The organism is Candidatus Pedobacter colombiensis (assembly GCA_029202485.1).
Classification (GTDB): Bacteria; Bacteroidota; Bacteroidia; order Sphingobacteriales; family Sphingobacteriaceae; genus Pedobacter; species Pedobacter colombiensis.
In genome coordinates, this window is record CP119313.1 from 2,548,745 (window position 1) to 2,574,927 (window position 26,183).

The window sequence follows — 26,183 nt, forward strand, 5'->3', positions numbered from 1 at the left end:
AAAATCAGTGTTTCATTTTTTCCACCAATCCGAAAAACGATATATACTCCTCACATGCCTCATCCGACGGTAAACTCCATCACCCTCCCTGCTCCCATTTAGACTTGTATTTCCTTCAATGGAGTAAACCCAATCATTCCTTACCTCTTCTACAATTCCGCAATGCGCTATCCGTTCTAAATCCTTAAAATAGATCCCTAATACCATTCCAGCTACCGGATCCCTGGTAAGCCGATCAGCGGGAAAAAGTGCAGGACTCCAGGCTGTCCGCGGTTGCGGATACCCAGCTTGCCCAAAAACCCAGGACACAAACGACGCACACCAAGGTGCTTTCCTGATGCCAACATACGCATTGTATTGATCCACTCGCGGACCGCTATTCTCCATAGATTCCCGAACGCCAATTTCTTTTTGCGCCACGACGACAATCTTTTTCCTGCTTCCATCACCTATACGATTGCTGTTAACACTCCAATCGCTGCCAATAAAAGCAAAGCAAACGAAGCCCAATAAAATCCTAATTGTTGCCATAATTCTAATTTTTTAAACTGTAAAACCATATCACTTAACAAGGGCAAACCCAACCTCATCCAAAATCTTTGCAGCAGCCACCAACATAAGCCTATAACCATCAGAAAGCTGATCAGGCTCAACAAGATCAGGAGCCAGATATTTGGATCAATAAAACCAATCGTAGGATCTGAGCTCATGACCAGCCATTGTAAAAGGGGCCATAGCAATAAGCATAACCCAAATAGCAGGTAAGGTGTATAGTTTCTTCCAGAAACATCATACTTTGTAATTTTCAATGTGTTCATCGTATTTTCTTTTAATGTGTGATTAAAAAATAGGAAGGCCGTTTCCGGCCCTCCTTTAATTCAGCCTCATCAAACCACCTTCATCTTCCCAACATAGAAACTGTTTGACGCCACTCCCTTTTTCAGTGCCGAACTGAAATTCATATAGCAATGGATATCATCGCCACTAAATTCCATGGGTAGTTGCAAACTGTAGGACTCAGCTGAGCGCGGGGCAGCCTCCATTAGGGTAACAAACTGCTTCTTTACCGGATTATACACCAGCAAATTGGCCATATCTGTTGCATCTCTAAACCTGTTATCACCAACGGTATGGTTCCATTCAAAACTCACCGTTGCTGTAGCTGTGGCTCCAACCTGCATCGCAGCAGGCAACACCAATTTACCACGACCAAACTTTATCTTTGTGTAATCTATAGTAAAGTCCGGTCCTTCACCAATAACGGCTTCTTTTAAATGGTACGAAACTGCTTCGTTCATTGGTGATTTTGAGGCCGATCTGTGGTTATAGTACATTTCGATCAAGTCGCTAAATGAACTTAAAAACCCCATAATCAAACCAAACTTAAGCCGCTGATTTATTTGTAGCTGAGTGGCCGCCTTATTACTTGCCCGAGGTAAAGCCCTGATTACATTTAAATCTCTCCAAAAAACGCCTACCACTGTTCCTGTTTTTTTTCTAAATCCCCCAAGGATTCCTTGTCTGATAATTCCCATGTTCTAAAAAATTAAAGTTTAAAAAAATGAATTTTAGATTGTTTGATCCCAATAGCCCTGCAGTGCCAACGTCACAAACAACACCACAAAGAGAATAAAACAACAAGCCCTTGTCAAGTCCCCTGGGGTCGTCGACCCTTGTCTAAAAAACGGCCTAAAAACCTATTCAAGCCTGGAAAACAAGCTCGATTTTTTCTTTAAAAAAAAATTAAATCTTAACCCGTATGGCACAGCTTTGAGCCTCACAATCCTTTAATTTCTCAATCAAATCCAGCATCACTAAAACATTTTGATCTTCAATTCCAATCATTAATGCCTTCAATCTCCCAGGACTGTAATTGCAGCGATAACTAGAATTAAACACCCTGGTTTTACCCGTTACCATCAGCTTCATCATCTCATAAATGGCACGTTGCGCATTCAACAAAATTTTACCGAAATTGAAATAACGATCCCTACGACGCTGAGAACTGGAGTATAATAAATAGCGTCTAGCCATCTTCCAAGCCATCTTAGTTGCCCATTCATCTTCCATCGCGATTTCATCATTCAAAGCATTAAGTAAAGCATAACGATCCAGCACTTCACAACGAATGTACGCAGCAAGCCTCGAAGCTAACTTCACATGCGGTTCATCTAAAATCTGCAACAAATCCATATCCTCGTCCAATTCAAAATTGAATGGGTTAACCAGCTTCCTCATATCCTTTAATTCGCCGTATAGGGCTATTTTCTTCCCGTAAACAATTACCTGCTTCATCACAAGACAAATTGTTATATAGCCCATCTTTTTTGTCTGGGCATCTGTATATTCCATATTATCCAAATTCTTCATCTACTTGTTTTAACATTTTTAATAAAATTGACTTCACTGTAGTGGCCGTATTTTTCAGCACCTGCCGGTATTTACTATCCATACTTGCGGCCGACAGGCTTGTATTCCCTATACCTACCGTTTGGAAACTCCTCGCGATAAATGCCAGCATCGGACGTTTTCCACCAACGACTACCCCAACTTTAACCAGAAGCTTAAAAAGATAGGCCAATACATCCGCAGATATGGCGAGTGGCAAACGAGCACACTCCTCCCCGGCAGGTACGACAGCAATGGGATTGCTTAAATTTTTCTTGCGATCCATACAGGTCAGCTCCGTATCCACATAACTGAGCAAAATGTCTTTTACGCCAGGACGGCCAGCATCAAATTTTACCGTCTTATGCTTATAGGTCAACGACTCCAACTCCCGTTTGTAACTAAACAGACAATCGTATTTTGCAGCCATATCGTATTGCCCGGCTAAATCTAGTGCTATCTCTGCTTTACAATACGACATAAAGCCTGTCGTATTAAAATTTGCCCTTAAAAGCAACGTTCTGAACTGACTGTTAAGACTATGTGGAAGACCCCTGCACAGTTCAAAGATCCATTTTTGCAATTTCTCCAAATACCCCATTTGGTACCAACTACCTGCTCCCACCTTTAACAACACCGTCATTTTTCCTACAACAAGCGCCTGCAAGGTCTTATCTATGCAATAGGTACTCATTGCAGAAACTAATGGTTTTACCTGTTCCTCAATCCTATCGGCAGCCATACGATACTGCAGCATAGGCATTTTTTCCAGTGGGTCCAGGTACTTTGCATAACTTCGATGCAATACGTCAATTGCAGCTATCAGACAATTCAACACCGCCTGATATAAAGGCCTCATTCTTTCCGGAAATTCTGGATACTGGTAGAGCGTATCCAGCAAAAAAGTACATTCTTTACTGATCTGTCCAAGATATCTCTTAACTCGACCGGTACCCATATTCGCAAAAAGCATTGATCGCATCTCTCCAGACACCTCTTTACCAATAGCTGGCAAACGGTCCATCCAGTTCTTAATTTCTTCATCCTCCATTATTGGTCTATCTGGTGACATCAGCTCCAGTACTAATTTATGCAGCGTAGTTTTTGTGTGTATTTTCATGGTTCCAACCTCCCTAAATAAATGCTCTCCGCAATTTCCTTCCTGTCAGATGAGGTTACACTCAGGTAAACCTCAACAGCATGTTCAGCCATCTGCTCATCAAAATCAAAGCTGCACTTCAATGCATTCCGTTTTACTCCACCAATAAAGCCGTCGGTCATTTTCAACTCCGGACAGTAAACCACCAACATCAGCTGATCATCGAAAGACACATTCCGTACTGCACTCCGTTCCCAATTTAGCTCCAACTTAACCGCAGCAATGCGCTGTATTTCAACATAGTGAAGACCTTTCAAATCACCAACACTGATCAGTATTTTTGAATGGTCGACAATTATATCTGGCCATACACCACTAAAAGCCGTTTTATAATTGGCCGAAAAGGCAGCATTTACTTCTATCTGATCAATTGCCAGTTTTGCAAAACCAACGGTGATATAGGGATAAAACGGCACCAGCCATTGCTGTATAAACGTAAATTTCTTTTGATTTGCCAATTGAGCGGCGGTACGTGGCCGTTTTTTTCCTTTCTTCTTTGGATGCTGCCTTACGTAAGTCACATTTTTCCAGGTCGCACCTACTACGGGACCTATTTTCCCCGAAATCCCACCTAGTATACCCTTTCTTAATTTTGCCATAATTTTAAATTTTAAGACGGTTAAAATTTCTATTGTTTGCTATTGATTTATAGTATTTGTAGCCTTTATACTGGTCTTAAACTGCATTCCTGCTGCTTTTATACTGGTAAAGCAGTAGCATACCAGTATAAAAGCAGTACTATACCAGTAGGAGACCAGTATAAGTTATACAGCTGATGCTAAGCACATTATGTCATCAAATCTAAAATCAAGCATTGTTAAAACCTAGTAAACCAAGGTTGGTGTCTGGATTTGTCTTAAAAAGTCTGGGTTTGTCCGATATTTTCTGTCATTTTAATGAGGTCGGCCTTTAGATAATAATGTTTATTACCAATCATGCGGGTACTGATGAGTTTCTTTTTACGCCAACGATATAGTGTTTGATCACAAACTTTGAATAAGCGCTTAGCGTCGCTGTTATCCAGTAGCTCCTCCTCAAGGGGCACTGGCCTGGCGTATACCATAGGTAATTTTGTTCTGATGTCGATCAGTACAGCTAAAATCTCTTTTAATAAGGAAATGATTTGTAGCAGCATAGGCAAATAAAGCTATACCGGAATAATGGTGTAACTATTGGAAGCGTTAGTATCTTGAATTCAGTTTTTCAAACAACAGTTTTGCTGGTGTCTGAAACTCCATAACATTCCAGGTTCCGAAGCCAAAACATACGTTTTTTTCTTCTAAGGTAAACCTACCCTTGTAAGGATGAAAAGGAATTTTATGGTCTTCTTTTTGAATGAAAATGATAGACTCGCTTAAAACTCTGGCATCCGGAAATTCCAGCCAAAAACTCAGTCCACCTAATGGCTTCACTACATTAACCATATTCCCAAGAGCATTTACCAATTGCATCCCAACTTCAAACATGTGCTCTTTCTTTTCTCTTTGCATTTTCTTAATGCTGTGCAACAACTTATTGTTGTTTAACATCATAGCAATCGCTTGCTCAATAAGCGGATCCTTAAACGGGCTTTGGCCGATATAAGTAAACTGCATCAATTGTATAAACTCTGCTGCGGCAACAATAGTACGTGTTTGTTGCATATAGATGGACAATAAACTCAATGCACCCAGGTAAATCACATGTCCGTTGTGGTTCTGGCAAATCAGTGGTTTAAAAGGCTTTATTTCATACCAAAATTCATGGTAATCGTCTTCCTCAATGATATAAAATTGATGTTTCTTAGCCAACTCCAAAAGCTCTACACATTCGTTTTCCGGTATGGAGTAACCTTCTGGATAACTACATTGCTGCCTTACATATAAGGCTTTTATGGTTGTCTTCTTCAATAATCTCTTTAGTTTGCCAATAAAACCATTTTCGAAAGATTTTATATCATGCAATACTGCACCACAGTCGGTAATTAGCTTTTTGACCATTGCGTCCCTGGGCGCAGTATTTACCACATGATCAAAAGGCCTGAGTAACACTTTAAAAACCTGTTGTAAGGCCTCCCTTCTACCCAGCACTACCTCTAAACAGCTAGAACTGATCCTAAAATTCCGTGTTTTATTCAGGTAATCCAATATTGCAGTTTTAAACTCCATACTTTTCATTTCGGAAATTCTATCCATCTGATTAAAGTCTCCGTAAACTTTAGCCTGCTTGCTGATCTGGGTGAGGTACAGCCAATGTGATAAATAATGTGGTCCTGGCGTATCAAGACCCAACATGATAAAATCCGAAGGAGGATGATCGTTATGAATTTCAATATTAGGGGTATTGTTTAACCTTACCGGAAGCCTTTCAATGCTACGATCTGCCGGATGCAGCAAATCATAATTCGGAAAACATAATGACACAAAAGTACCAGAGCCTTTAACCGGATCTAGCCAGCCTTTATCCTCTAATCGTTTATAGATTCGAAACATCGTATTTCGGTGTATTTCGTTTAACTTACCTACAACCCTATAAGAGGGTATTCTTGATCCAGGTAAAATGATGCCTGTTTGTATATACTTTACGATTAACTTATATACCTGAACACTGGTAAGTGGGCCATTTGGAGGTTGAGGAAATCTCCATATTTCTGCGTTGATTTTGTTCATTGAGATGGTTTTACATTTGATTGATCGTAATTTAGAAGAAAAATTTGCTTAAAAGAAAAAAACCATAGCACCTTTAAACTGACCACAGGGGGTATAACGAGAATTGACACCAATTAATTTTAATTATTCGTTTGATATTTACAGTTATAATTATTTGACAAATAACCCAATAACCAAGCATGTAAGTAAAAATCCCGAACTCAATTCCTCAGCCTATGGATAACTGTAACATTCATGATAAGCAAAAACTCATTACACAGTATGTGATACCATCATTGGGTAGCCAGCTGTCGGAAGATCAGGGGTTTATAACGCAGTTAATTTTACATAGCCGACTGATCCTATCTATCAAAAACCAGCAAATAGAAACACCAGGCCCATTTGAGGATGCTTATGTCTGGTTTTCCATCGATGCTATGGTGCATAGCTATTACTTTTGTCCGCACAGATTTGTTAAAAAGGGAACCCGGATCTGGAAAAAGAGAGAATTCATACTTTTTACCAGCTGCCTGCTCGACCAGCAATTACGCACAGATTATCTGGAGATGCTGGAGAACGGGCGAATGATTTTCATAAAATATGCGCATGTACTAAGCCTTATGGAACGTTATCCAGAACTAGAAAACCAGATTAAACTGGTATCCATCAATAACGAACGTTACTATCACAACAGGAATTTAATGTTGAACAAGCCCCCAGTTGAAAGGGTGAGACAACTGATTGCCGAAAATCCACTTTTTGTAAATAGTACCAGCAGGAGCATTCAGGCTATGCATGTCAATTTAACCAGAAATGGATATGCCAATCAATTGAAGAAACTGTAAAGCAAGCTTTCCAAAAAAAATGCCAATGGCTTGGCTGGTATAATGCCCATCTATGGGCAGCTGTGCTTTTATTTCCGGGCTACTTTTGGGTATGAAGAAAGATATAGAAACACTAAATCTAAAAAGAAAATTAGAACTACTTGTAGCAATATTAACTGTATTCCTTATCCTGTTTTGGCTATATGCAGCTGGAACACAAATATCTGACTTTAATAAGTTTAAGGGAGAAATGAATAATCAAGTGTTTTCAAATCGGATTAGCAGATTATTGGCTTACCTCATTCCCAGCTCAGAAATTATCATAGCTACCCTACTCGTTAATCGCCCAACAAGACTTATTGGCATGAAAATGAGTCTTTTATTGACACTTACTTTCAGTACTTATATCATACTAGCCTTATTGAATGTTTATAGCAGAATGCCATGCAATTGTGCAGGCCTAATGGGCAGCAACAGTACCTGGGTAGCCAATTTAATCTTGAACCTGATTGTTACGGTAGTTGCCGTAACGGGGTTAATCATAAACCTAAAGATGAAGGAAAGGAGGACAAAGGTATGGATACAATAGTATCACATGCCCCTTTACCGGCATGATAGTGATTCGAACCTCCTGTATTAAACATCTCTGCATACAGGTTGAACCTACAAGAGATAATAAAAACCAAATATTATGAATAGATTAAATAAACTACCCTTGATGGCCTTCGCTTTAGGTCTCGGGTTTATAGTAGCTATGAGTTCTTTTAAAAACAAATCTACAGCTGCCAATTATTTCTATAATACCTCTACTTTAAAATGGGAAGCACTTAGTCCATCTGTTGTTGAAGGAATGTTACCTGGAAATTATCAATGTGAATTTAGTCAAACGCTAAAATGCACAGCAGAAACTGTGACCTATACGGAGGCTCATCCTGAAGGAATTCCAAGTGGAATTGTACGTGATGGAGAATTTGAGATTCAGTAATTACTTTTAACCAATTAAAGGCCACTGTATTGGTGGCCTTTAATTGGTTAAAATATCATATTTATCGGATATTTTGCGGTATTCCGCTCATTTTAATCTCATCATCCGGAATCGGAAAAGTATACTTTGGATCATTAGGAGGTAATGTATATACGATATTATTGATACTCCTTTTTAAAGTGACAGCATACTTTGTTTCTTTATTTAGTCTTCGGAGATCAGACCATCTGATACTTCTACCGAATAGCTCCTTTCTTCTCTCAGAAATTATTTTATCTAACGCGATCTCCGCATCATTGGTAAAAAACGGAGTGAATATCTTTTTATCAATACGATTTTTGAGTAGCGTATTGATATCCCTTAATGCGCTGTTTAAATCCTTTCTTCTCGCAGCGCATTCAGCCCTTATGAGAAGAATTTCGTCAGTAGCGAGTCCACAAAAAGAATCTACATTGCTGTATCCACCTTTAAATGTTATTACGCCATTACCATCCTTATCAAAAAATATTGCTCTTCGTAAGTCACTGTTATCGTATAAATTGTAAACATCCTCAGCAATAAAACTCCTTTTTCTATTATTAAATTTATAAGCGATTAGTGAGGTATGGAAAAGTACCTCATCATTACCATTTGGAATAGATGAAGGAATTGGACGAATATCAGCAGGATTTAACAAATTGTAATCTATAAGTTTTCCCTCTAGCTTTAAACAATCATCTGCATATTTTTCGGCATTGATATAATCACCCATAGTTAAATAAGTGCGGGCAAGCATTGCCAGCGCCGCAGGTTTATATGGAATTGTCTTATAAGTAACACGCACAGGCAGCAGGGTTTCAGCTAGTTTAAGATCAGCTATAATTTGATCGTAAGTTTGTTTTAACGTTCCTCGCGGTGAAATAATGTTGACATCAGAGCTTGTCCTTACTGGTAGTCCTAAAACTGAAGATGCTGTCTGTACATCATACGGCTCTGCAAACCCTTGCGTTAAATGATAAAGTGCAATTGCCCGGAAGAATAATGCACGACCTTTTAGTGTATTTGCTTTTTCTTGAATTGTTTTTTGAGAGGTGTACTTTCCGAGTCCATCCAATACCACATTTGCATAAAAAATCTGTTGATAGGCCGTCGTCCAGTCCGGACTTGGCTGGCCCTCAAATAAATCCTTTTTCCATAGATAGGTATTTATTTCGTAATCGTTCAATGTAAGAATAGCTTCAGAAGTGGTAAAATAATCATCAGCGCTTATGTTTCCCAGGGCTGGTGCTGTATTCATAATCAGTTGATTATTTAACAGAAATTCAAAATCTTCTAATGTAGTGGGTACTAATAGCGCCTTATCTGATTTCTTTTCAAGGAACTCTTTTTGGCAGGATACCAGCAACAAGAGAACTCCAAATATTATAATGTTTTGTATAAGTTTCATGTGAAATAAGTTAAATACAGTTAAAAATCTAGTTTGACTCCAATTGCAGATGTTCGCGGTGGAATTGCATATGGATAATCTGGATCAACAGATGAATGATCTGCTTTCCATAATATTCCAATGTTATTCAGATAAACAAATACGTTCAGGTTCTTAATAAATATATCCTGCAATCTCTTGCCTGAAAACGAGTAGTCTAAACGAATATCCTGCAAACGAATATGATCGCCTTTACCCACCAATGTTTCGGAATAGGAGTAAAAATTATCACGGTTTATGTTAATTTGAGTCGGCATGGATGGAACCTGAGTCGTTAACTCGTCTCCAGGTTTTTGCCATCGCTTACTGTAATCCCCATGCCCCCCTTGCGCATTGAGTATCGTACTATATCTTACAGAGTTTTTTCGAAAATAATAACCTAACCTGAAGCTAACATTTGCAGAAAGACTTAAATTTCTCCACGTTACAGTGTTTCTAACTGCTCCAAAAAATGTTGGACGTGCGGGGCCATTATAAATAATATTTTCTGGCGTTGCGTTATCAATAATCCCTTTATAATCACTACTTAATTGATTGTCAATAAATCCTTGTGGTGAACCGGTTTGAGCATCTAAGCCACCCCATTTATAGCTGTAAACGGCATACAATGGCTTCCCTTCAAAAGGATAAATTCCATTTCCACTTCCTTCAGAAAGGTAATTACCAGCAGGAGCTTTGATTAAGTATTTACTTACCGTTTCCTTAATGTGACTGAATAAGAAATTCGTTTCCCATTTCAATAACCCGGTAGTATTCTGACTATTTAGAACAAAATCAAAGCCTTTTCCAGAAGTATTGGCTGTATTTCCCCTAAATCTGGAAATACCAGTAGATGGGGCAAAAGGAGTTTGTCCAATAAGATCAAATCCATTCTTTATGAAATAATCAAAACTTCCTGATAGCCGATTATTACCGATGACAAAGTCCAAGCCCATATTTACTATTTTAACACGCTCCCATCTCAACTCAGGATTGGGCGGGTTAGTTATTTCTGCATAAGGTAAGTTTGTAAACGAGGTTGTACCCACAAGCATGGCGGTGGTATAGGCCGTAACAGTTTTGTCTACATTACCATTGTATCCGTAAGAAGCGCGTAGTTTTAAACTTGGAACAACTTCTGACCTATAAAAAGATTCGTTATTAACAATCCAGCTAACTCCTGCCGACCACAACGGAACGCCTTTCTGATTAGTCTTTACCCCAAAAATATTGCTACGATCAATTCTGGCACTTCCAGAAACAATAAAGCGGTTATCGTAGGTATAAGTGCCATTAAAAAAAGATGATAAAAAGCGATCTGAAAGATCTTTTGTCTTATCTCTATTCTCAATAATCCTTTTGTTTGTTGCTGAAATGTATTGGGGAAATGGATCAATATAATTAACCAATTTACCAGTAGCATGTTCATCATCATAACCATAGGTTCTATTGATGTAGCTTAATCCTCGACTATCACTCAATTCATATCCAGCTAAAGCATCTAGGCGATGTTTCTCCCCCAGCTGATTATTGTAGTTAAGCTGTCCTCTGATGTTTTGAGTAAGCCCATCACCCTTTTGCCTATCCAATATTCCACCTAATGGGATCGGACTAAGCAATTGATTGGTTGGGCTAATTGACGAATATTGATCAATGATATTCCTGGTATAAAATCCTTGTGCGTCATTCAGGTTTTCAAGCAATGAATTTGTCTTGCTGTACTGGTAGTGTAAGTCGACTACAAAGCCTTTCCCAATTTTATATTTTAAAGCAGTACTGATCCGCAAATCAGTTGAAGTTGTAACATTATTATTTAGGCGTAATTCCTCCAAAGGATTATAAGTCCAATCCAGTAATCCCTTATCAAGTGCATCATTAGCAAAGTTTTGTCGGTAGTATTTAGGGATAACTAAGCCCTTTCCATTTTGATCAGCTATTTGAGCATAAGGGTATGGATCACCTGAAGACATAGAAAGATCAGAAAAAGACAAACCATTCAATTCATTCCTGGTATTTGCAAAATATAATGCCGTACTAACCTCAAGTTTGTTCGCTAACAAAGAATAGGTATTTGCGACATTAAAAGTCAAACGATCATTATTATTTCGGACTACATTCAAATTATTCTTATCGTATCCAACAGATAAATAATAGCGTTGCTCAGCACTTCCTCCATTTAGGTTTATGGATACTTGTTTATTGATGCTGTTTCGGTTAAAGTATTTCCCATACTCCTTTCTTACATCAATTCCTTTTAATGCTTCAATCTTAGCTTGTGCAGCTAAAGGGTCCATTTTACCATCTCTCGCAGCAATCAAAAGTTCTACAACTGGCGTTAATGGCTGGAAATTGGCAGAATTTTCAATCGATGTATAAAATCCCTTTTCAAATAGTTTTTTCTCGATAGCTATAAAATCAGCAGATGAAAGTACAGACTGATAAAACAAATCAGGCTTAGCTCCATAAGTAAAATTTGAGTTCACATTCAAAGTGGGCTTGGTATTAAACGCTCCTTTTTTTGTGGTAATTACGATTACCCCATTACCTGCTCTTGCACCCCAGATTGATGCGGCAGAAGCATCCTTAAGTATGGTAATGGTAGAAACATCATTTGGGTTAATCGTAGCTAAATCTCCCTCATAAGGGAAATTATCAATTACAATTAAAGGATCAGTTTTTGCAAACAATGTACTTTGCCCTCTAATACTGATTCCACTTGTTACGCCCCTCCTGTTAAAAATCAAACCAGAAGTTACATCTTCCAGTCTGCTTATCAGGTCGGTGCTTACGCGTCTGTTTAACAATTTTTCATTAACAACCACATATGAACCAGTTGTGCTATTTTTGGAAAGTTGCTGGTACCCGGAAGAGACAATTACTTCATCCAACTCTTGATTTTCTGGCATCAGACTAATACTAACTGAAGCAGAACTTGATAAATTAATAGGTACCTCCTGACTTTTATAACCTATACTAGACACGATTAACAGACTAACATTTGCTTTAATCGCAACTTTAAAATCCCCCTTTTCATCTGTTTTAGAAACATCATTGCTTCCTTTAAACCTAATTGTAGCATTAGGCAAACCTTGATTCGTTATTTGGTCTCTTACATTTCCGGTAATTGTTTTTTGTTGTGCAGCGATATCAATCGTATTGAACAACAAAAACAGTATGCTTATATATTTTAACATGAACTCTTAGATTAGATTTTAACTTTTTCATTATCTCTTACTACGATCATCTCCGTTACGACTTCTTTTTCTATCAATTTTAGGTTGAATGGAGCTAGTGCGTTGTTGATGGAGTGTACGTCGGAGAGGTTCACCTCAAATGATATATCTACATTTCCCTTTATGCCAGTATCATTTACTACAGGGTATCTACTTGATTGAAGGTATATCAGGTTTAGCCGAGCCAATAATACATCTAAGCTCATATTTTGAAGAGAACAATAGTTATTCCCAATTTTAAATTCAGGCTTTCCACCCTTACTTAAAAGATCAGGATGATCAACTGTGGTGACTAAAGCCAAGCACATGGTCTTCCTACGTTCTAATTTGATATTGTAGCGAGAAAAATACCTATCCAAATCATCCTGCATCCTTTTGTAAAAAGTTTGATCGTTTCTTCGCGCGCTGATCAGTTCGTAACAATACTCATTTTCTGATCTCCAGTTTGAAAACTTATATTCGGTTTTTGTGCCCTTAAAAAACAATTCTGTAGAATCCTTAACATCTAGAACGAGTCTATTGAATCCATATGCAGTTTTACCCTCAGCTAATGCAATCATATATAACTTGGGGATAGTTTGGTTCCAACCAGTAACTCTTCGTCCTTTAATTCCATTGTATTCAAATTCTCCATAAATATACCCACCTCCAATTCCAGCTTCAGACCTTGATAAGACTGAATAATCTATCATTTTAGAACCATCACCACCATTGCCATTTAATAGAAAAGGCCTTTTCTCATCGTAAGCTATTTTTAGATCTTTTTTTTGCTTCAAGCCCTGTTTACCGGTAGCATTATCCAGTACTTTATCGATGTTTTCTGCAGTTATTTCTTCATGGCCAGTAATGGCTTTCACTGTACCCGTATAATCTATCCAGACGTAGTGAGGCAAGTATACATGAGGAAAAAGTTTGGCAAGTTCTTTATCACCCGTTACTTGTGGCAGAAGTAATGATGCACCTTTCTTAATTTTTTTCAAAAAAGGTAATACTTCATCTTTAGTTTGATCAGTAACTTGAAGGATTTGAACTTCCCCTTCAAATTGTTTTTGTAGTGTTTCCATCTTTGGGATCATGGCTACACATGGGGCACACCATGTAGCCCAAAAATCAAGGATGATCAGTTTTGATTTGATATCTGACAGATTTAATGAGGTAATAGGTTTACCGTTCGCATCCTTGTAATTGTATAGATTGGAGATGTTAATATCGGGCATCTTCTGCCCTATCTGGATGCCTTTTGAAGTGACATCTATAGCATTATTCTCTTGTGATTTTGCCTTAAAAATTAGGCAAAGCGTGGCCATTACGATGGCTAATGTCGTTTTTTTCATTTTGTAGCTTTGTGGTTTTATGAGTTAGTTGTTATTCGAGAAATTTGATTTGGGAGATCAGGACGAATCAAACGCTGTTGACGCTATTGTAGCTAGCATATGGGGAATATAGAAAGATTCTGTCCAATACTCTTCGTTCGTATGTGTGCTAAATGCTTTGAAATTTGCATCAAGATGCGGGGTGATGCACAGTTGATGGGCTTCCAATGAATTTTTAGGGACTGCAAAGCTTTCTTCTTCACCTGGTTCTAAGGTAATGAATGTCCAATCTTTACCAGGGTAAAGTATTGTTTCAGTGTACAGCTTCTTTTCCGTATTCAAATAATAGCCTGAAGGTACATCCCAATAGTTCAGATTGTGAAAAGTAGTATCTTTTACAAAGGACTGAGCTGTTAACAACCTTTCAGACATAAGCGTCCTCCAGGACGCTGCAAGATGGATAATCGCAAAATCAACACAATCCCAATCACTATTGGTATTCGCTTTTATGATGACTTGATTCGTTGGTCGGTTTGATCTTTTCACATTATTCAGGGCTAAGGCTGACATTAATGAAATCAAAAAGTGGAGTGCTTTTTTAAAATTTAGATCAATGTTCATCAGAACTTTCCTACCCTGAGTAGAAATTATTAACACAAAAAGCGTGAAACCTCACTTACCGTCTTAGAGGCCCTAGTAAGCCCACAAACGAATAAGCAAGGCCCACGCTTTTAGCGTGAGCACTTTTCACTTATCCCCTCGTTTGTGTTTTGAAATTTACTAGGTTTCTAAGACGAGATTCTTAAGTGCTAAATGCTTCAAATATTTTGAAGATTCGGCAAATTTATAATATTAGCTGTTTACATATATCTTATTTTTATCAAATATACACAAATAAACTTTAAATACCAAACATTTCACATTAGTTAATATTTTGGAGTATTTTCCATAAAACCGAATGTAATATCAGATAATTGTGATTCAATCCGATAAAATTGACTAATTCCAAAATTTTTGGAAAATTAGCTATAGAAGCCCAAATCTGATCATCTCCTATTTCCCAAGAACTTCATCTTTGAGAAGAGACTTTATAAAGGTTACTGCTTCTATAATTTCTTTCGCTTTTCCCAATTTTTCTTTATCACCAAGATGTTCGAATGTTGGTATTAACTCTTGGGTGGTTTTTGTTTCTATTTCGCTAAGGCTATTATTAATAGTCTTAAACGCCTCATTTACACTAACTTTTTCGTGATTCTGTTTAATTGTTAAAATATCATTTATAAGCAATTGACGAACTAGAAATAATTGCTGACTAAATGTTGTACTTAATTGCTCGTTAACGTTGCCAAGATCTGCAACCAAATCTGAAAATAATGTTAAGGCCGTTTTCTGTTGTATATCCATAATTTAATCTAAGGTAGATTAATTACTTGGGGTACCAATGAAGCTGAACTTTTAAAAAATTCAATACCAGATCACCTCATCCACCATCCGAAAGAGTTACCTACCTTATTAGGTCTATAAATTGATCCAATTCATGCTTTGAAAAAAGCCTACACTGGATTATTTGGGAATTTTGTCAGATAAGATTTCTTCCACGATGAGTATCTCTATAAAGTACTTTCAAAAGTCTTTATTATATTCGTCAAAATACTATTCTGCAGAACAATCAGCGGGATGATCTTTTTATATTAAACAGCTCTAAATTTATGCATTTTCAATCTCAGCTCAAATACACCCTCAACTTCAAAAGAATATATCATTTTTCTCCAATTAGGCTTTAAGAAATGAAGAAGGATAAAGGACTAAGTCTAAATCATAAAATCATTCTTTTCATACTCACATTTGGAGCATGGTATATCCATTATCTTTGGAAGTTAAAATCGAAAGAAAAAGATAGGGTTATTCAACTTATTCCCGCGATCAGGACAGCAATTAATGAGCTGAATAACGCGCTAAGTTTTGAAAAATATTTCTCCAATTATATACAACAACGCCTAAAAAATGTCCAACTTTCCACAGTGTAGAGGAATTGTGAGCATAAATCAACAAAATTAAAAATGGCATATTCGGCAACCGACCCACCCTCACCCTTTTGGGCAGAAGCAAAGACACAATCAGGAGGAAGAGATCCACTTGCAATACAGAATAGTAGTGTTGTAATCTACACAAGGATGATGGCAGGAATCACTAACGTTACGGAACGAATTCGGTACATAGGGTTCTATTGCTGGCTATTCGGAAAATACCTAAAAAAATACGAAAACCAATACACCCTATCTACACAAATTAGATTGCTACGCAGAGCCGAACTACTACTATCCTACTTAATGGTAGAAAATTACCCGCTACAAAACGGAGTTGGCGGAAGTAATTTTGCAAGGAAGTATATATCTGATAAAATTGACCTGGCCTCAGGTGCTGATCTGAATGAAGAAAAAACAGAAATTGGCTTATATTGGATAAATCCGACTGGAATATTCGGGCAGTACTACAATGGGGTCGTCCGAGAGTTCGGACTCATCAGCCCTCCTAGTGGTAAAATTTCAGTTTATACAATCACCACCAGCGGAAAAGCACTCGCAGATGCCTTCAATGTAGAAATAGGTGAAAAGACAGCAACATTATTTCTTCAAATCCTCGAAAAAGGAAACCTAGACCGAACTACACTCAAAGAACTACAGCCTTTTTCGTTAAATCATATATCATTTAACAGTGCAGAGCAATGCATATATCAGAACTTACTACTCGGCCCTGATAGTATGATGCATAGTGTTAATAGTTTTCATCGTAGAGAAACCATTTTGCTGCTGCTTGAACATTTACGTAACAGCCCTCAACGGCAAGCACAGATTACGCTTGATTTTCTAAGAAAAAACAACAATAAAGTGCTGTCCAGGGGCCAAATTGAAACGGACGCATCCACATTTTGGTGTTTTTATGAGCTTAGCGAATTATTTCATATTTCTATGGAGCATTTCCATGGCTGTTTTCTGCAAAACATTGATCATGAACCCCAGGCTATTCAAGAAGTAATCAATCAAATCATGCACGATGTAGAAGAATCATTTATTAAGGAAGACATATCTATAGAAGAAACAAATTTAAAAGAACTTTTAGTAAAGAAACACCAAAGCGATTTAAGCACCCATGAACACAATCTAGAAACAATCAATGCTTTCAGAAATAGAGCCACAGGGAGCTGTCTCAAACATGCGGTTTACACCATGATTGGAGTATATAGAGATATTTTTTATTTGAAAGATCAAATCGCAGAAATCATAAAATTACCAGAGTTCCGTTTTGACCGAACTGGAAACCTACTATTGCTTATGACACAGCATATAGAGAGCAATAAACAAATTAAACTAAAGGATTTTTTTGTAAAAACACTCCACACAGTCATCAATATGCACACCTACTCTTCTTACGCTAAAAGCAGAATAGGTATGGGAATACCGCATAACTACATGATCGAAGAAAACATGGTATGGAAGCTCAAAGATACTTTTCCAGGTAGAACAAGTCCAAGGCTGCAGAATACCATACAATTCTTGATAGATATCGACTGGTTAAATAATGAAAATAAAGATATTTCCATTAACGAAAGAGGTCTGGAAATTCTAGAAAGATATGGAAAGTAGAGCACTATTAGAAAACATTCCCAAAGGGAAGTTCCATTCAGTGATAATGACGACATTTTCACTCAATCTATATTACCTCGAAGAACAGGTTATCCCCTTGCTTAACCAAAAAGAGATCAACTATATATCTGTACTAGCAGATGCTAGAATGCTTAGCGAACAACTGGCCAAATTTGCAGTATTTAGTGATAGAAAAAAAAGGAATTATTCCCTTCATGGAATAGATTCAAAGGGATCTTTTCATCCGAAAATTATATTTCTGGCAGGAGACAACGAAATCTTGATTCTATTAGGATCTGGAAACCTTAGCCTTTGCGGGCACGGCAGAAACTTGGAAAGTTGGAATGCAGTTCATGCTGGCGATCAACATAGTGAATATGCAGTCCTGACTTTGGAAATCTGGCAATACCTTAAAAATATATTACTGGAATTGGGTGCTTGCGCAGCACAGATCGTATTCAATATTGAACAAAACTGCGCGGCAATTAAGAATCTAAATGAATCCCCAAAACCAAACCTACAAAAAGAGCTTTTCTTCGTATCAAATAGTAAAGAACAAGCTATTTTCCCGCGTCTCAAAGACATATTAATTGAGAAAAAGGTAAATGAAATTACAATCGCCTCTCCGTATTATGATACCAAGGGGGATTTCATCACACTTCTGGATAAAACATTCAATCCAAAGCAGATAAACATTATTCTTCAAGAAGGTTTTGGCAGCTTTCCATCAAAGATGAAAATTAATCACAAAATTAATTTCTATAATTGGTCAAATCAGAAAAATAAAAAATTTAATCCCAATTTTTTTCACACCAAACAAATCCAGTTTAGCTGCGATGAAGATCACTATTTAATCAGTGGAAGTGCTAACGCCTCAATGGCTGCCTTTGGTTCTGAAATTTTTAGAGAACAAAATTACGAAGCGTGCTTATTATACCGTAAGCCCGGTTTCGATTTACTGGATGAGATGGGAATAGACCCTAAAGATGTTGTCAGAATGGAAGATCTTAAAGAACCCAAGCAGGAAGAGTATGACGCGGAGTACCAAAGAAGTTATCTGACCTTCATCACAGCAGCCGAACGACAACTCGACTGTCTCACCATATTTACCCAGAGTACATGCGGATATCCACTCGTTAAGATAATCATATATGATCAAAGAGCGGAAATCCTTCATAGCGAAACTCGATATCTTCAAGAAGGCAAAGCCAAAATGGCAATCATCTTACCAAAAGCTAAAGCATTCTATGTGGAGATACACATCAATAATTCCCTTAGTTCTAATAGTCAATTCATTACAGATATAGATTCCTTTGAGGACACAAGTCCCAACCCTGAGAATCGTCAATTTCAAAAAATCAGGCAGCTGATCGGAACTGAGGATTTTGCGTCAGAAAAAATAATTGATTATTTATATACCCTACAGAAAGAGAGAGAAAACAGAGAAAAAATAGCTAGTACTCAAGTTGCAAGTACCGTGGAAAATAGCGGGCGAACAATTTCAGAGAAAGAAAGTAACTCATCTTATGAGGAAGCGATCAAACTAGCCGATTTATCATTTCATGAGACTGAATTTAAAGATCCACATTACAGATATAATGAACTCTGGGAAGCTCTTTTTTCCTATCGCAGAGAGATGTTTGATGATCAGCAGGAAAAACAAATGGATGAGGAAGAAACAGAAAATGTGAATGAATCTCTTGGAAGAAAGACTGGTAAAAGTAAGGCTAAAAATCTAGAGGTTAAGAGTTCTGACATCGAGAAAATGAGACGAAAGATGGAGAAATTCCTGACATCTTATCAGGAGTTATTAGAACGCAAAGCCAACGATAGCAAAGAACATCCTCCAAAATTGAGTGACATCAGTGTTTTATTGATATTAATACAAATTCTATTACAGATTAGTCTAAAAAAATACCAAAAAGCTGGTAGCATATATGAAGAGACCGTTCTTCCACTCCCATTTGATGCCAAGAAACCAAATTGGAGTGTTTATGTACTTACTATATTGGGTAGTTTCTCTCTTTGGGCAAAAAAAAGTGGTTTTAAAATCAAATCGAATGAAACTCAATTTAATAAATTATTAGCCTACAGCAGAAACCTTTATAGCTCAACCATAGCCCTCATGGCTGTTTATAGACACATCAATGAAAGCTTGTCCCCAGACACAACTGAACATTACATAAACATTAACCTACTTAACATCATATATATATTCTCGACAGATGATACTCCTCCTCCTTCATTCGAGGAAGTAAGTCAAGTTTCTCCCGAAGCATTACAATCAGATGAATTTACAGCCATATTAGAACAAGAGATAAACCATCTTCGCCAAATCATCAGCGCATCTCCCAATAGCGATGATTATTATTTTCATCCCCATGACGGCTGGTGTTTGATTCTTCGTAAAATTATAAACAAAAAGAATCCTCAAAAACCGCTACTAAAACTTGCAAACATCGGATATGGAGACCGTTATTCTAACAACAACTTCTCCAATCAGACAGCTATTGATCCAGACACCCTTTATAAATATTCATTATAATGAAATATACATTCCTGAACTACTATACATTGCATATTATATACGAGTTGCGCAAACACATATTAAAAAGCTGGATCAAACTGATGGTTTAGGAAACTTCTATTCTATCCGCTGAACTACGCTGCAAGTCAATCAATTAACCAACAAGAGGGTTTGAATGCGTCACTAGATGCGCCAAATCATGTTTACACAACCAAAAACTGTTCTTCCCAAAAATGCAGAAGACAGAGCCTATGTTACCTTTTATTACAATGGTAAACGATTAAGAGAATATAATGGGGACCGATTAAATCTAAACATCAATCCCAATCAATTTTGACAGTATAAATGACAGAGAGAGACTTCTAAATAAGCTGGCATTTGAATTTAACAAAGCACTTAGTCAAGGTTGGAATCCTTTTAAAAAAGATACGGAGAAACCAACACCAGTTGAAATATTGACTAAGCCTAGTACGCGGTTTCTTCTGTTTAATAGAAGGATCTTAAACTCCTCCAACATCTCTATCTTTCCCAGATCCCATTGCCGTATCAATATATCATAAGCCTGCTTAGAGGTGCTTATTTGCGGTCTATCTGAAACTTTAAATTTAGGCTTATATGTGATTTCCACTTCAGCCACTTTGAATAACTTTGATTGTTCCATAATGATTTTAATTATGGTACCCAACCAAGCTTTCAACTCAACTAAGTCAAGAAGCAACGAAATAAATAGGCGGTGCGGTTGTCATGAACTAGGTCTAAGTCTCTCTTTGCATCGAAGGTTTTAGTCTGTTGTGCCTTAACACAGTTGAGTATTAAAAATAAAACTCCAAAAATTATGATTTTCTTTTTCATGTCTAATTACATTTAGTGGTGGTTAATTGATTGTTTGTATAACTGAGCCTATTAAATGTTCCACTCGTATCTTTCTTTAATAAAGTTAACCCAGTATTAGTCTAACATTTTATGCATAAACCTAAGAATGATAAACTCGGTCGGACGAACTGTCGCCATACCAATGGGAGTGTAAAGTGATGTTGACACAGTTCACTTTACACTCCCCACAAATTACAAAAGAAATTCAATTTTCCACTGCCGTTTTATGTCAGTAGCCCCTAGCAAATCAGCACAACATCTTCGCCTTCTCCGATTAATCCTTTCGCGAGACACTTCAAAAACCGTATCATCCTGTTAACCGTTATTAAGACCTTAGGGCACATCATAAATAATTTGCCTTTGCTGATATTCTCCATTCCACCTTCTCCTTACAGAAAAATAAATCGCAGCTATTAGATTTTCGTCTTATTATTCTGGTTAAAAATTTGGTTTTGTGAAATAATCTATTAAAATTTGAATTAACCGAATACTAAGACGCTACTCGCTCATGATAGACATTCAAGCATTAACACTGAACTCCAGCTTATCATTATTACTCCATCCCAGCATTATCCGCTATGGAAATCAATATATCTGAAAATTCAAAATAAGAACTAACTAAACCAAGATAGAAATGAGTTTTAATAAGAAAAATGGGGTTCTGAACCTGGCTAAAAGAACACTGGCAGTAATCTCTGCATCACTTAGTACGCTCACTGCAACTAATGCCAAAGCCGTTGAATTGAGCGTACCTGTTAATGAAAATTTAAGTTCTATTGAAGAACTCGCTGCAAAAAAGGAACTGAAACCACAGTTTATGCTCAGACTAAACAGTAACCTGGAGAAAAGCCTATTGTTTATGCACAGATCACACAGCTCGCATAGCTCACACAGATCTCACGCTTCACACTCATCCCATTATTCTTCTTCGTCCAGTTATACTCCCCCCCGTACAACAACTACTGCACCCACATCAGTTTACACACCACCACCAACCTCAACTTATGCGCCGCCTACAACAAAAGCGACTCCAAAAACCAACAAGCGATCATCCACGATCATGTCGGAAACAAAAAACAAGAGCAACTACACAGGAACTAACGCTGTCTCAACGTCTACACTTGAAATTATAGGATTTCATTATCGCACCTTATACAAGGGCTGCGAGGGCATTGATGTTGAGTATCTGCAAAAGCTATTAAAAGAAGTAGGTTACGAAACACCCGTTACCGGGTACTATGGAGAAAAAACTGAAAAGGCAGTTACGAAATTTCAGAACGAAAATGAATTAAAACCCGATGGAAGAGTTAATGAAAAAACACATACAATCTTAAAGGAAAAGGTAGATGGAGTGTAACATTCAAGGTAATAAGTGTTCATTTTATCTTAGTCTGAACAACTATTCTATTGAAACTATTTATAAGTGTTTTTACTGGTATACCAGTGATTTTGAGGTTGACATCAATCCCGACAATCTGAAATGTCATATTCTGTTGACGTTGAAAGCCGATTCACTTTGTGATTTTAAACCGGTTATTAGCCGGATAAAACAAGATCTTATCGACTTCAAACTACGTGAAATCGTAAATCAGCAAACCCAAACCATACGAGAATTGATCGTTGCCAAAGCATTTGCCAATTTCGAGGAATTCGGAGTACCCCAAAGTAATGTTTCCGATCCTGTTGGGTTTAATCCTACTGAAATATGAATGCTGTAGTGGATAGAAATCCGGGAAAAAAGGGCAGAAAATTCAACGATTTTCTTACTTATGAGGATAAGACCTTTAATCAATATTATTTACTTCCATTTCGCTTTATAGCATTAAATCCAAGGCGAGAAATACTGGTCAACGAAATTGGAGATTTTTTGATTGTTGATAAAGGTACTGCCGAAAAAATCATTCTTAAACAGTTAGATAGTCTAGCCGATTATGAACTATACAATGATTTAATAGCTAATTTCTTCATTTCTAAAGACAAAATCCCCGTACTGATTGATGTGCTGGCAACCCGTTATAGAACTAAAAAATCTTTTCTGGATCATTTTACTGCCTTGCACATCTTCGTTATCACCTTGCGGTGCGAACATACCTGTCATTACTGCCAGGTATCAAGGGTTAGCGAAGACAAAAATTCCTTTGATATGAGTAAACGGCATATCGATAAAGGAATCGAACTGATGATGCAGTCTCCTAACCCGCATGTTACCATGGAGTTTCAGGGAGGAGAAGCCCTATTAGCTTTTGATCATATCAAATACGGAGTAGAAAAAGCTAAGTTAGCAGCACTAACCCATAACAAAGAAATAACATTTGTCATCTGCACCAACCTAGCTCCCATTACCACTGAGATGCTATTATATTGCAAAGAAAATAGCATTCTTATTTCCACTTCACTTGACGGACCGGAATTTATCCACAATAAAAACCGCCATAAAAAAGGTAATGATAGCCACCAACTTGCATTAAAAGGGATTAAACTTACACGTGAAATATTAGGTAACGACCGGGTATCAGCGCTGCTGACAACCTCTGCCCTTTCACTCGATTTTCCAAATGAAATTGTCGATGAATATTTCAAGCTGAATTTTGGAAGCATGTTTTTAAGACCAATAAGTCCATTTGGATTTGCGACCAGAAATGAGAAGAAAAATAAATACAATACAGACCGCTTTATAGAGTTCTATAAGAAAGGTTTAAACAGAATTATAAACTACAACCTCAATGGTTCATCATTCAGGGAAGATTACGCCACAATTTTATTAAAAAAGATACTTACCCCTTTCCCCGTTGGTTATGTTGATCTTCAATCACCGGCGGGAATGATCAACAATGTTATTGTTTTCAACTACGACGGAAAGATTTACGCTTCTGATGAGGCTCGGATGCTGGCTGAAATGAGTGATTTCACCTTTCAACTAGGGCATTTGGATACCAGTACTTACAATGAAATATTTTACAGCGATCTTGCTGTAGACATCACCGAAGCGGGTATTAACGAATCTTTACCAGGTTGTTCAGATTGCGCTTTTCAAACATATTGTGGTGCAGACCCTGTATTGTGCCATTCAACGCAAGGAAATATGTACGGCCACAGGCCTACAAATGTTTTCTGTCAGAAAAACATGGCCATCATTAAACATTTGTTTGAATTGATGGATTCGGATCCTAAAATTCTAAAATTATTTAACAATTGGGTTAGAGGAAACTAATGTTACTGAAAACAAAAGGAAAAACTTCAAACATAACTGAGCCAATAGTGGCACGGGTTACAAGAAATCGAAATTCTTCATCAGAAAATCAAGTGCTGATTTGTGAGGATTATTTTGTAGAGAACAATGACTTTGCTGCTATATTAACCAATCTAAATGCAAATCCAATAGTTTTTTCGCAGCATTTTGTACACAGTATTCAAAGCCTTAGTCATCTTAATGAGGGTGATATCATCGTCATCAATTCTGATGGGGTAATCAATACGCTGTATAGAGCAAATTCCCATCAAAATTTCTTACTGGCAACAGAAAGATGCAACAGCAATTGCCTGATGTGCTCTCAGCCGCCAAGAGACAGAGAAGACATATACTATCTTCATAACTTACATCGAAAATTAATCCCCTTAATTCCAAAAGACTGTGTCGAATTAGGTATCACAGGAGGCGAGCCCACTTTACTTGGAAACCTGTTTTATGAACTTTTAGCCATGATTCAGTCCGAATTGCCAGATACAGATATACATTGTTTAACAAATGGAAGGTCTTTCGCTTGGCCTAATCTGGCAAATAAACTAGGTGCAATGAAATATGATAAGTTAATGTTAGGTATTCCCTTGTATTCAGATTTTTATCAGACGCACGATTACATCGTACAAGCTAAGGATGCATTTAATCAAACCATTCAAGGGCTATATAATTTAGCGCGCAATAACTTACGAATTGAAATCAGGATCGTTTTACATCAGCAATCCATTCCCCGCCTAAAAAAACTAGCCCAGTACATTTACAAGAACCTGCCGTTTGTGGAACATATTACTTTTATGGGACTGGAACATCAAGGCTATACCCCCTTTAACATTGATAAGTTATGGATTGATCCTGTTGATTATATGGACGACCTAACAGATGCGGTAACGTTTCTATCTGATAAAGACATGAATGTTTCTATCTATAATTCGCAACTGTGTTTATTGCCACGGGAATTGTGGCAGTACTCCCGAAAATCGATATCCGATTGGAAAAATGTTTACCTTGATGAGTGCCAGTCTTGTGGGGCTATAGCACAATGTGGAGGACTGTTTGCCTCCGGACAGAAAAAGCATAGCGCCCATATAAAGGGGATTCAATTATAATTAAACATATTAACGCTTTCGTGATTCTGTTTAATTGTTAAAATATCATTTACAAGCAATTGATGAACTAGAAATAATTGCTGACCAAATGTTGTACTTAACTTCTTATTAACTTCGCTAAGCTCTGCAACTAAATCTAAAAATAATGTTAAGGCCGTTTCCTGTTGTATATCCATAATATAAAACTAAAATAATGTCGATTTTTTTACCAACGTAATAACAAATTGATATAGACTTGCGTATATGAGCAGTATTGTACTGTGCGTAAAGAAGAAACTACTAAAACTATTATTATGAGCAAATCTAACAAACTTAAAGTTCAAGATAGGGAGATCTCAATTTTGTTGCAGGAAAAAGAAGACTTCATTTCATTAACAGATATTGCGAAGTATAGAAATGAATATGATCCATTTGCCATCATTAACAACTGGATAAGGAGCACAAGTACCATTGCATTTTTAGGACTTTGGGAAGTGTTAAACAACGTTGATTTTAAACCTCTCGAATTCGAGAGGTTTAAAAATGAAGCTGGCCATAACTACTTTGTTCTTTCTCCTCAAAGATGGATTGAAAAAATAAACGCAATTGGAATTATTTCAAAATCAGGAAGGTATGGCGGTACCTTTGCACATAAAGATATTGCTTTTGAATTCGCATCATGGATTTCTCCAGGCTTAGCGCAAAGGCAACGAATTATACAGCTAAATCTAATGGCAATTTTTCAGCTTAAATCACTTTTTAGAAATAGTCAACTTAAAAAAATACAAATTTTATAATAACAATGGTGCTACATGCGCCGCCCTTCGATAGATCAGAATTTTA

The 26,183-nt window shown here is 37.2% G+C and carries 25 protein-coding genes; 11 read left to right on the forward strand and 14 right to left on the reverse strand.

Annotated elements, in window-relative coordinates; genetic code table 11:
• Positions 1-12: 12 nt before the first annotated feature.
• The 8 genes from P0Y49_10850 to P0Y49_10885 form a co-directional block, all read right to left on the reverse strand.
• Positions 13-531: a peptidoglycan-binding protein gene (locus tag P0Y49_10850; protein WEK21634.1), complete on the reverse strand. Its 519-nt coding sequence runs from the start codon at positions 529-531 to the stop codon at positions 13-15.
• Positions 450-818 carry a hypothetical protein gene (locus P0Y49_10855; GenBank protein ID WEK21635.1) on the reverse strand — a complete coding sequence of 123 codons (369 nt, stop codon included), beginning with the start codon at positions 816-818 and terminating at the stop codon, positions 450-452. Before P0Y49_10855 ends, P0Y49_10850 begins: the two co-directional genes overlap by 82 nt.
• Positions 819-887: 69 nt before the next feature.
• Positions 888-1,535, reverse strand: a complete 648-nt coding sequence (locus P0Y49_10860; GenBank protein WEK21636.1) for a DUF6266 family protein — start codon at positions 1,533-1,535, stop codon at positions 888-890.
• A gap of 208 nt (positions 1,536-1,743) precedes the next feature.
• Positions 1,744-2,370, reverse strand: a complete 627-nt coding sequence (locus P0Y49_10865; GenBank protein WEK21637.1) for a hypothetical protein — start codon at positions 2,368-2,370, stop codon at positions 1,744-1,746.
• On the reverse strand, positions 2,354-3,508 hold the full coding sequence (locus tag P0Y49_10870; GenBank protein ID WEK21638.1) for a hypothetical protein: 1,155 nt from the start codon (positions 3,506-3,508) through the stop codon (positions 2,354-2,356). Before P0Y49_10870 ends, P0Y49_10865 begins: the two co-directional genes overlap by 17 nt.
• Positions 3,505-4,146 (reverse strand): DUF6266 family protein, encoded by a 642-nt coding sequence (locus P0Y49_10875; protein WEK21639.1) that lies wholly within the window; start codon positions 4,144-4,146, stop codon positions 3,505-3,507. The genes P0Y49_10870 and P0Y49_10875 overlap by 4 nt, the downstream gene beginning before the upstream one ends.
• A 257-nt stretch (positions 4,147-4,403) precedes the next feature.
• Positions 4,404-4,682, reverse strand: a complete 279-nt coding sequence (locus tag P0Y49_10880; protein ID WEK21640.1) for a helix-turn-helix domain-containing protein — start codon at positions 4,680-4,682, stop codon at positions 4,404-4,406.
• 46 nt (positions 4,683-4,728) lie between these two features.
• Positions 4,729-6,195, reverse strand: a complete 1,467-nt coding sequence (locus P0Y49_10885; protein WEK21641.1) for an aminotransferase class I/II-fold pyridoxal phosphate-dependent enzyme — start codon at positions 6,193-6,195, stop codon at positions 4,729-4,731.
• 215 nt (positions 6,196-6,410) lie between these two features.
• On the opposite strand from P0Y49_10885, the gene P0Y49_10890 reads away from it, so the two are divergent.
• The 3 genes from P0Y49_10890 (at position 6,411) to P0Y49_10900 (ending at position 7,983) form a co-directional block, all read left to right on the forward strand.
• Complete coding sequence (locus P0Y49_10890; GenBank protein WEK21642.1) at positions 6,411-7,019, forward strand: hypothetical protein; 609 nt, start codon at positions 6,411-6,413, stop codon at positions 7,017-7,019.
• A gap of 91 nt (positions 7,020-7,110) precedes the next feature.
• On the forward strand, positions 7,111-7,587 hold the full coding sequence (locus tag P0Y49_10895; protein WEK21643.1) for a hypothetical protein: 477 nt from the start codon (positions 7,111-7,113) through the stop codon (positions 7,585-7,587).
• Positions 7,588-7,689: 102 nt separating this feature from the next.
• Positions 7,690-7,983: a hypothetical protein gene (locus tag P0Y49_10900; GenBank protein ID WEK21644.1), complete on the forward strand. Its 294-nt coding sequence runs from the start codon at positions 7,690-7,692 to the stop codon at positions 7,981-7,983.
• A gap of 61 nt (positions 7,984-8,044) precedes the next feature.
• Here the strand turns inward: P0Y49_10900 and P0Y49_10905 are convergent, their stop codons facing one another.
• The 5 genes from P0Y49_10905 to P0Y49_10925 all read right to left on the reverse strand — a co-directional run bounded on the left by P0Y49_10905 (position 8,045) and on the right by P0Y49_10925 (position 15,377).
• Positions 8,045-9,409: a RagB/SusD family nutrient uptake outer membrane protein gene (locus P0Y49_10905; protein ID WEK21645.1), complete on the reverse strand. Its 1,365-nt coding sequence runs from the start codon at positions 9,407-9,409 to the stop codon at positions 8,045-8,047.
• 20 nt (positions 9,410-9,429) lie between these two features.
• Positions 9,430-12,621 carry a SusC/RagA family TonB-linked outer membrane protein gene (locus tag P0Y49_10910; GenBank protein ID WEK21646.1) on the reverse strand — a complete coding sequence of 1,064 codons (3,192 nt, stop codon included), beginning with the start codon at positions 12,619-12,621 and terminating at the stop codon, positions 9,430-9,432.
• An 11-nt stretch (positions 12,622-12,632) separates the two neighbouring features.
• Positions 12,633-13,994, reverse strand: a complete 1,362-nt coding sequence (locus tag P0Y49_10915; GenBank protein WEK21647.1) for a TlpA disulfide reductase family protein — start codon at positions 13,992-13,994, stop codon at positions 12,633-12,635.
• 57 nt (positions 13,995-14,051) lie between these two features.
• Complete coding sequence (locus P0Y49_10920; protein ID WEK21648.1) at positions 14,052-14,519, reverse strand: hypothetical protein; 468 nt, start codon at positions 14,517-14,519, stop codon at positions 14,052-14,054.
• 507 nt (positions 14,520-15,026) lie between these two features.
• The gene (locus P0Y49_10925) at positions 15,027-15,377 is read right to left on the reverse strand and encodes a hypothetical protein (GenBank protein WEK21649.1); all 351 of its coding nucleotides are present in this window, start codon (positions 15,375-15,377) and stop codon (positions 15,027-15,029) included.
• 383 nt (positions 15,378-15,760) lie between these two features.
• Between P0Y49_10925 and P0Y49_10930 the strand changes: the two genes are divergently transcribed.
• From P0Y49_10930 to P0Y49_10940, 3 genes are all read left to right on the forward strand, one after another.
• Positions 15,761-16,000, forward strand: a complete 240-nt coding sequence (locus tag P0Y49_10930) for a hypothetical protein (GenBank protein WEK21650.1) — start codon at positions 15,761-15,763, stop codon at positions 15,998-16,000.
• A 303-nt stretch (positions 16,001-16,303) separates the two neighbouring features.
• A complete protein-coding gene (locus P0Y49_10935) occupies positions 16,304-17,617 on the forward strand; it encodes a hypothetical protein (GenBank protein WEK21651.1) in 1,314 nt (437 codons plus the stop codon).
• Positions 17,607-20,162: a hypothetical protein gene (locus P0Y49_10940; GenBank protein ID WEK21652.1), complete on the forward strand. Its 2,556-nt coding sequence runs from the start codon at positions 17,607-17,609 to the stop codon at positions 20,160-20,162. The genes P0Y49_10935 and P0Y49_10940 overlap by 11 nt, the downstream gene beginning before the upstream one ends.
• Positions 20,163-20,544: 382 nt before the next feature.
• On the opposite strand, the gene P0Y49_10945 is transcribed toward P0Y49_10940, so the two are convergent.
• Positions 20,545-20,805 (reverse strand): hypothetical protein, encoded by a 261-nt coding sequence (locus P0Y49_10945; protein ID WEK21653.1) that lies wholly within the window; start codon positions 20,803-20,805, stop codon positions 20,545-20,547.
• Between the two features lie 846 nt (positions 20,806-21,651).
• On the opposite strand from P0Y49_10945, the gene P0Y49_10950 reads away from it, so the two are divergent.
• The 5 genes from P0Y49_10950 (at position 21,652) to P0Y49_10970 (ending at position 26,137) form a co-directional block, all read left to right on the forward strand.
• Complete coding sequence (locus P0Y49_10950; GenBank protein WEK21654.1) at positions 21,652-22,374, forward strand: peptidoglycan-binding domain-containing protein; 723 nt, start codon at positions 21,652-21,654, stop codon at positions 22,372-22,374.
• Positions 22,364-22,726 carry a His-Xaa-Ser system protein HxsD gene (gene hxsD, locus P0Y49_10955; protein ID WEK21655.1) on the forward strand — a complete coding sequence of 121 codons (363 nt, stop codon included), beginning with the start codon at positions 22,364-22,366 and terminating at the stop codon, positions 22,724-22,726. The genes P0Y49_10950 and hxsD overlap by 11 nt, the downstream gene beginning before the upstream one ends.
• A complete protein-coding gene (gene hxsB / locus P0Y49_10960) occupies positions 22,723-24,228 on the forward strand; it encodes a His-Xaa-Ser system radical SAM maturase HxsB (GenBank protein ID WEK21656.1) in 1,506 nt (501 codons plus the stop codon). The genes hxsD and hxsB overlap by 4 nt, the downstream gene beginning before the upstream one ends.
• Positions 24,228-25,361, forward strand: a complete 1,134-nt coding sequence (gene hxsC, locus P0Y49_10965) for a His-Xaa-Ser system radical SAM maturase HxsC (GenBank protein ID WEK21657.1) — start codon at positions 24,228-24,230, stop codon at positions 25,359-25,361. Before hxsB ends, hxsC begins: the two co-directional genes overlap by 1 nt.
• A 293-nt stretch (positions 25,362-25,654) precedes the next feature.
• Positions 25,655-26,137 (forward strand): KilA-N domain-containing protein, encoded by a 483-nt coding sequence (locus P0Y49_10970; GenBank protein WEK21658.1) that lies wholly within the window; start codon positions 25,655-25,657, stop codon positions 26,135-26,137.
• Positions 26,138-26,183 lie beyond the last annotated feature (46 nt).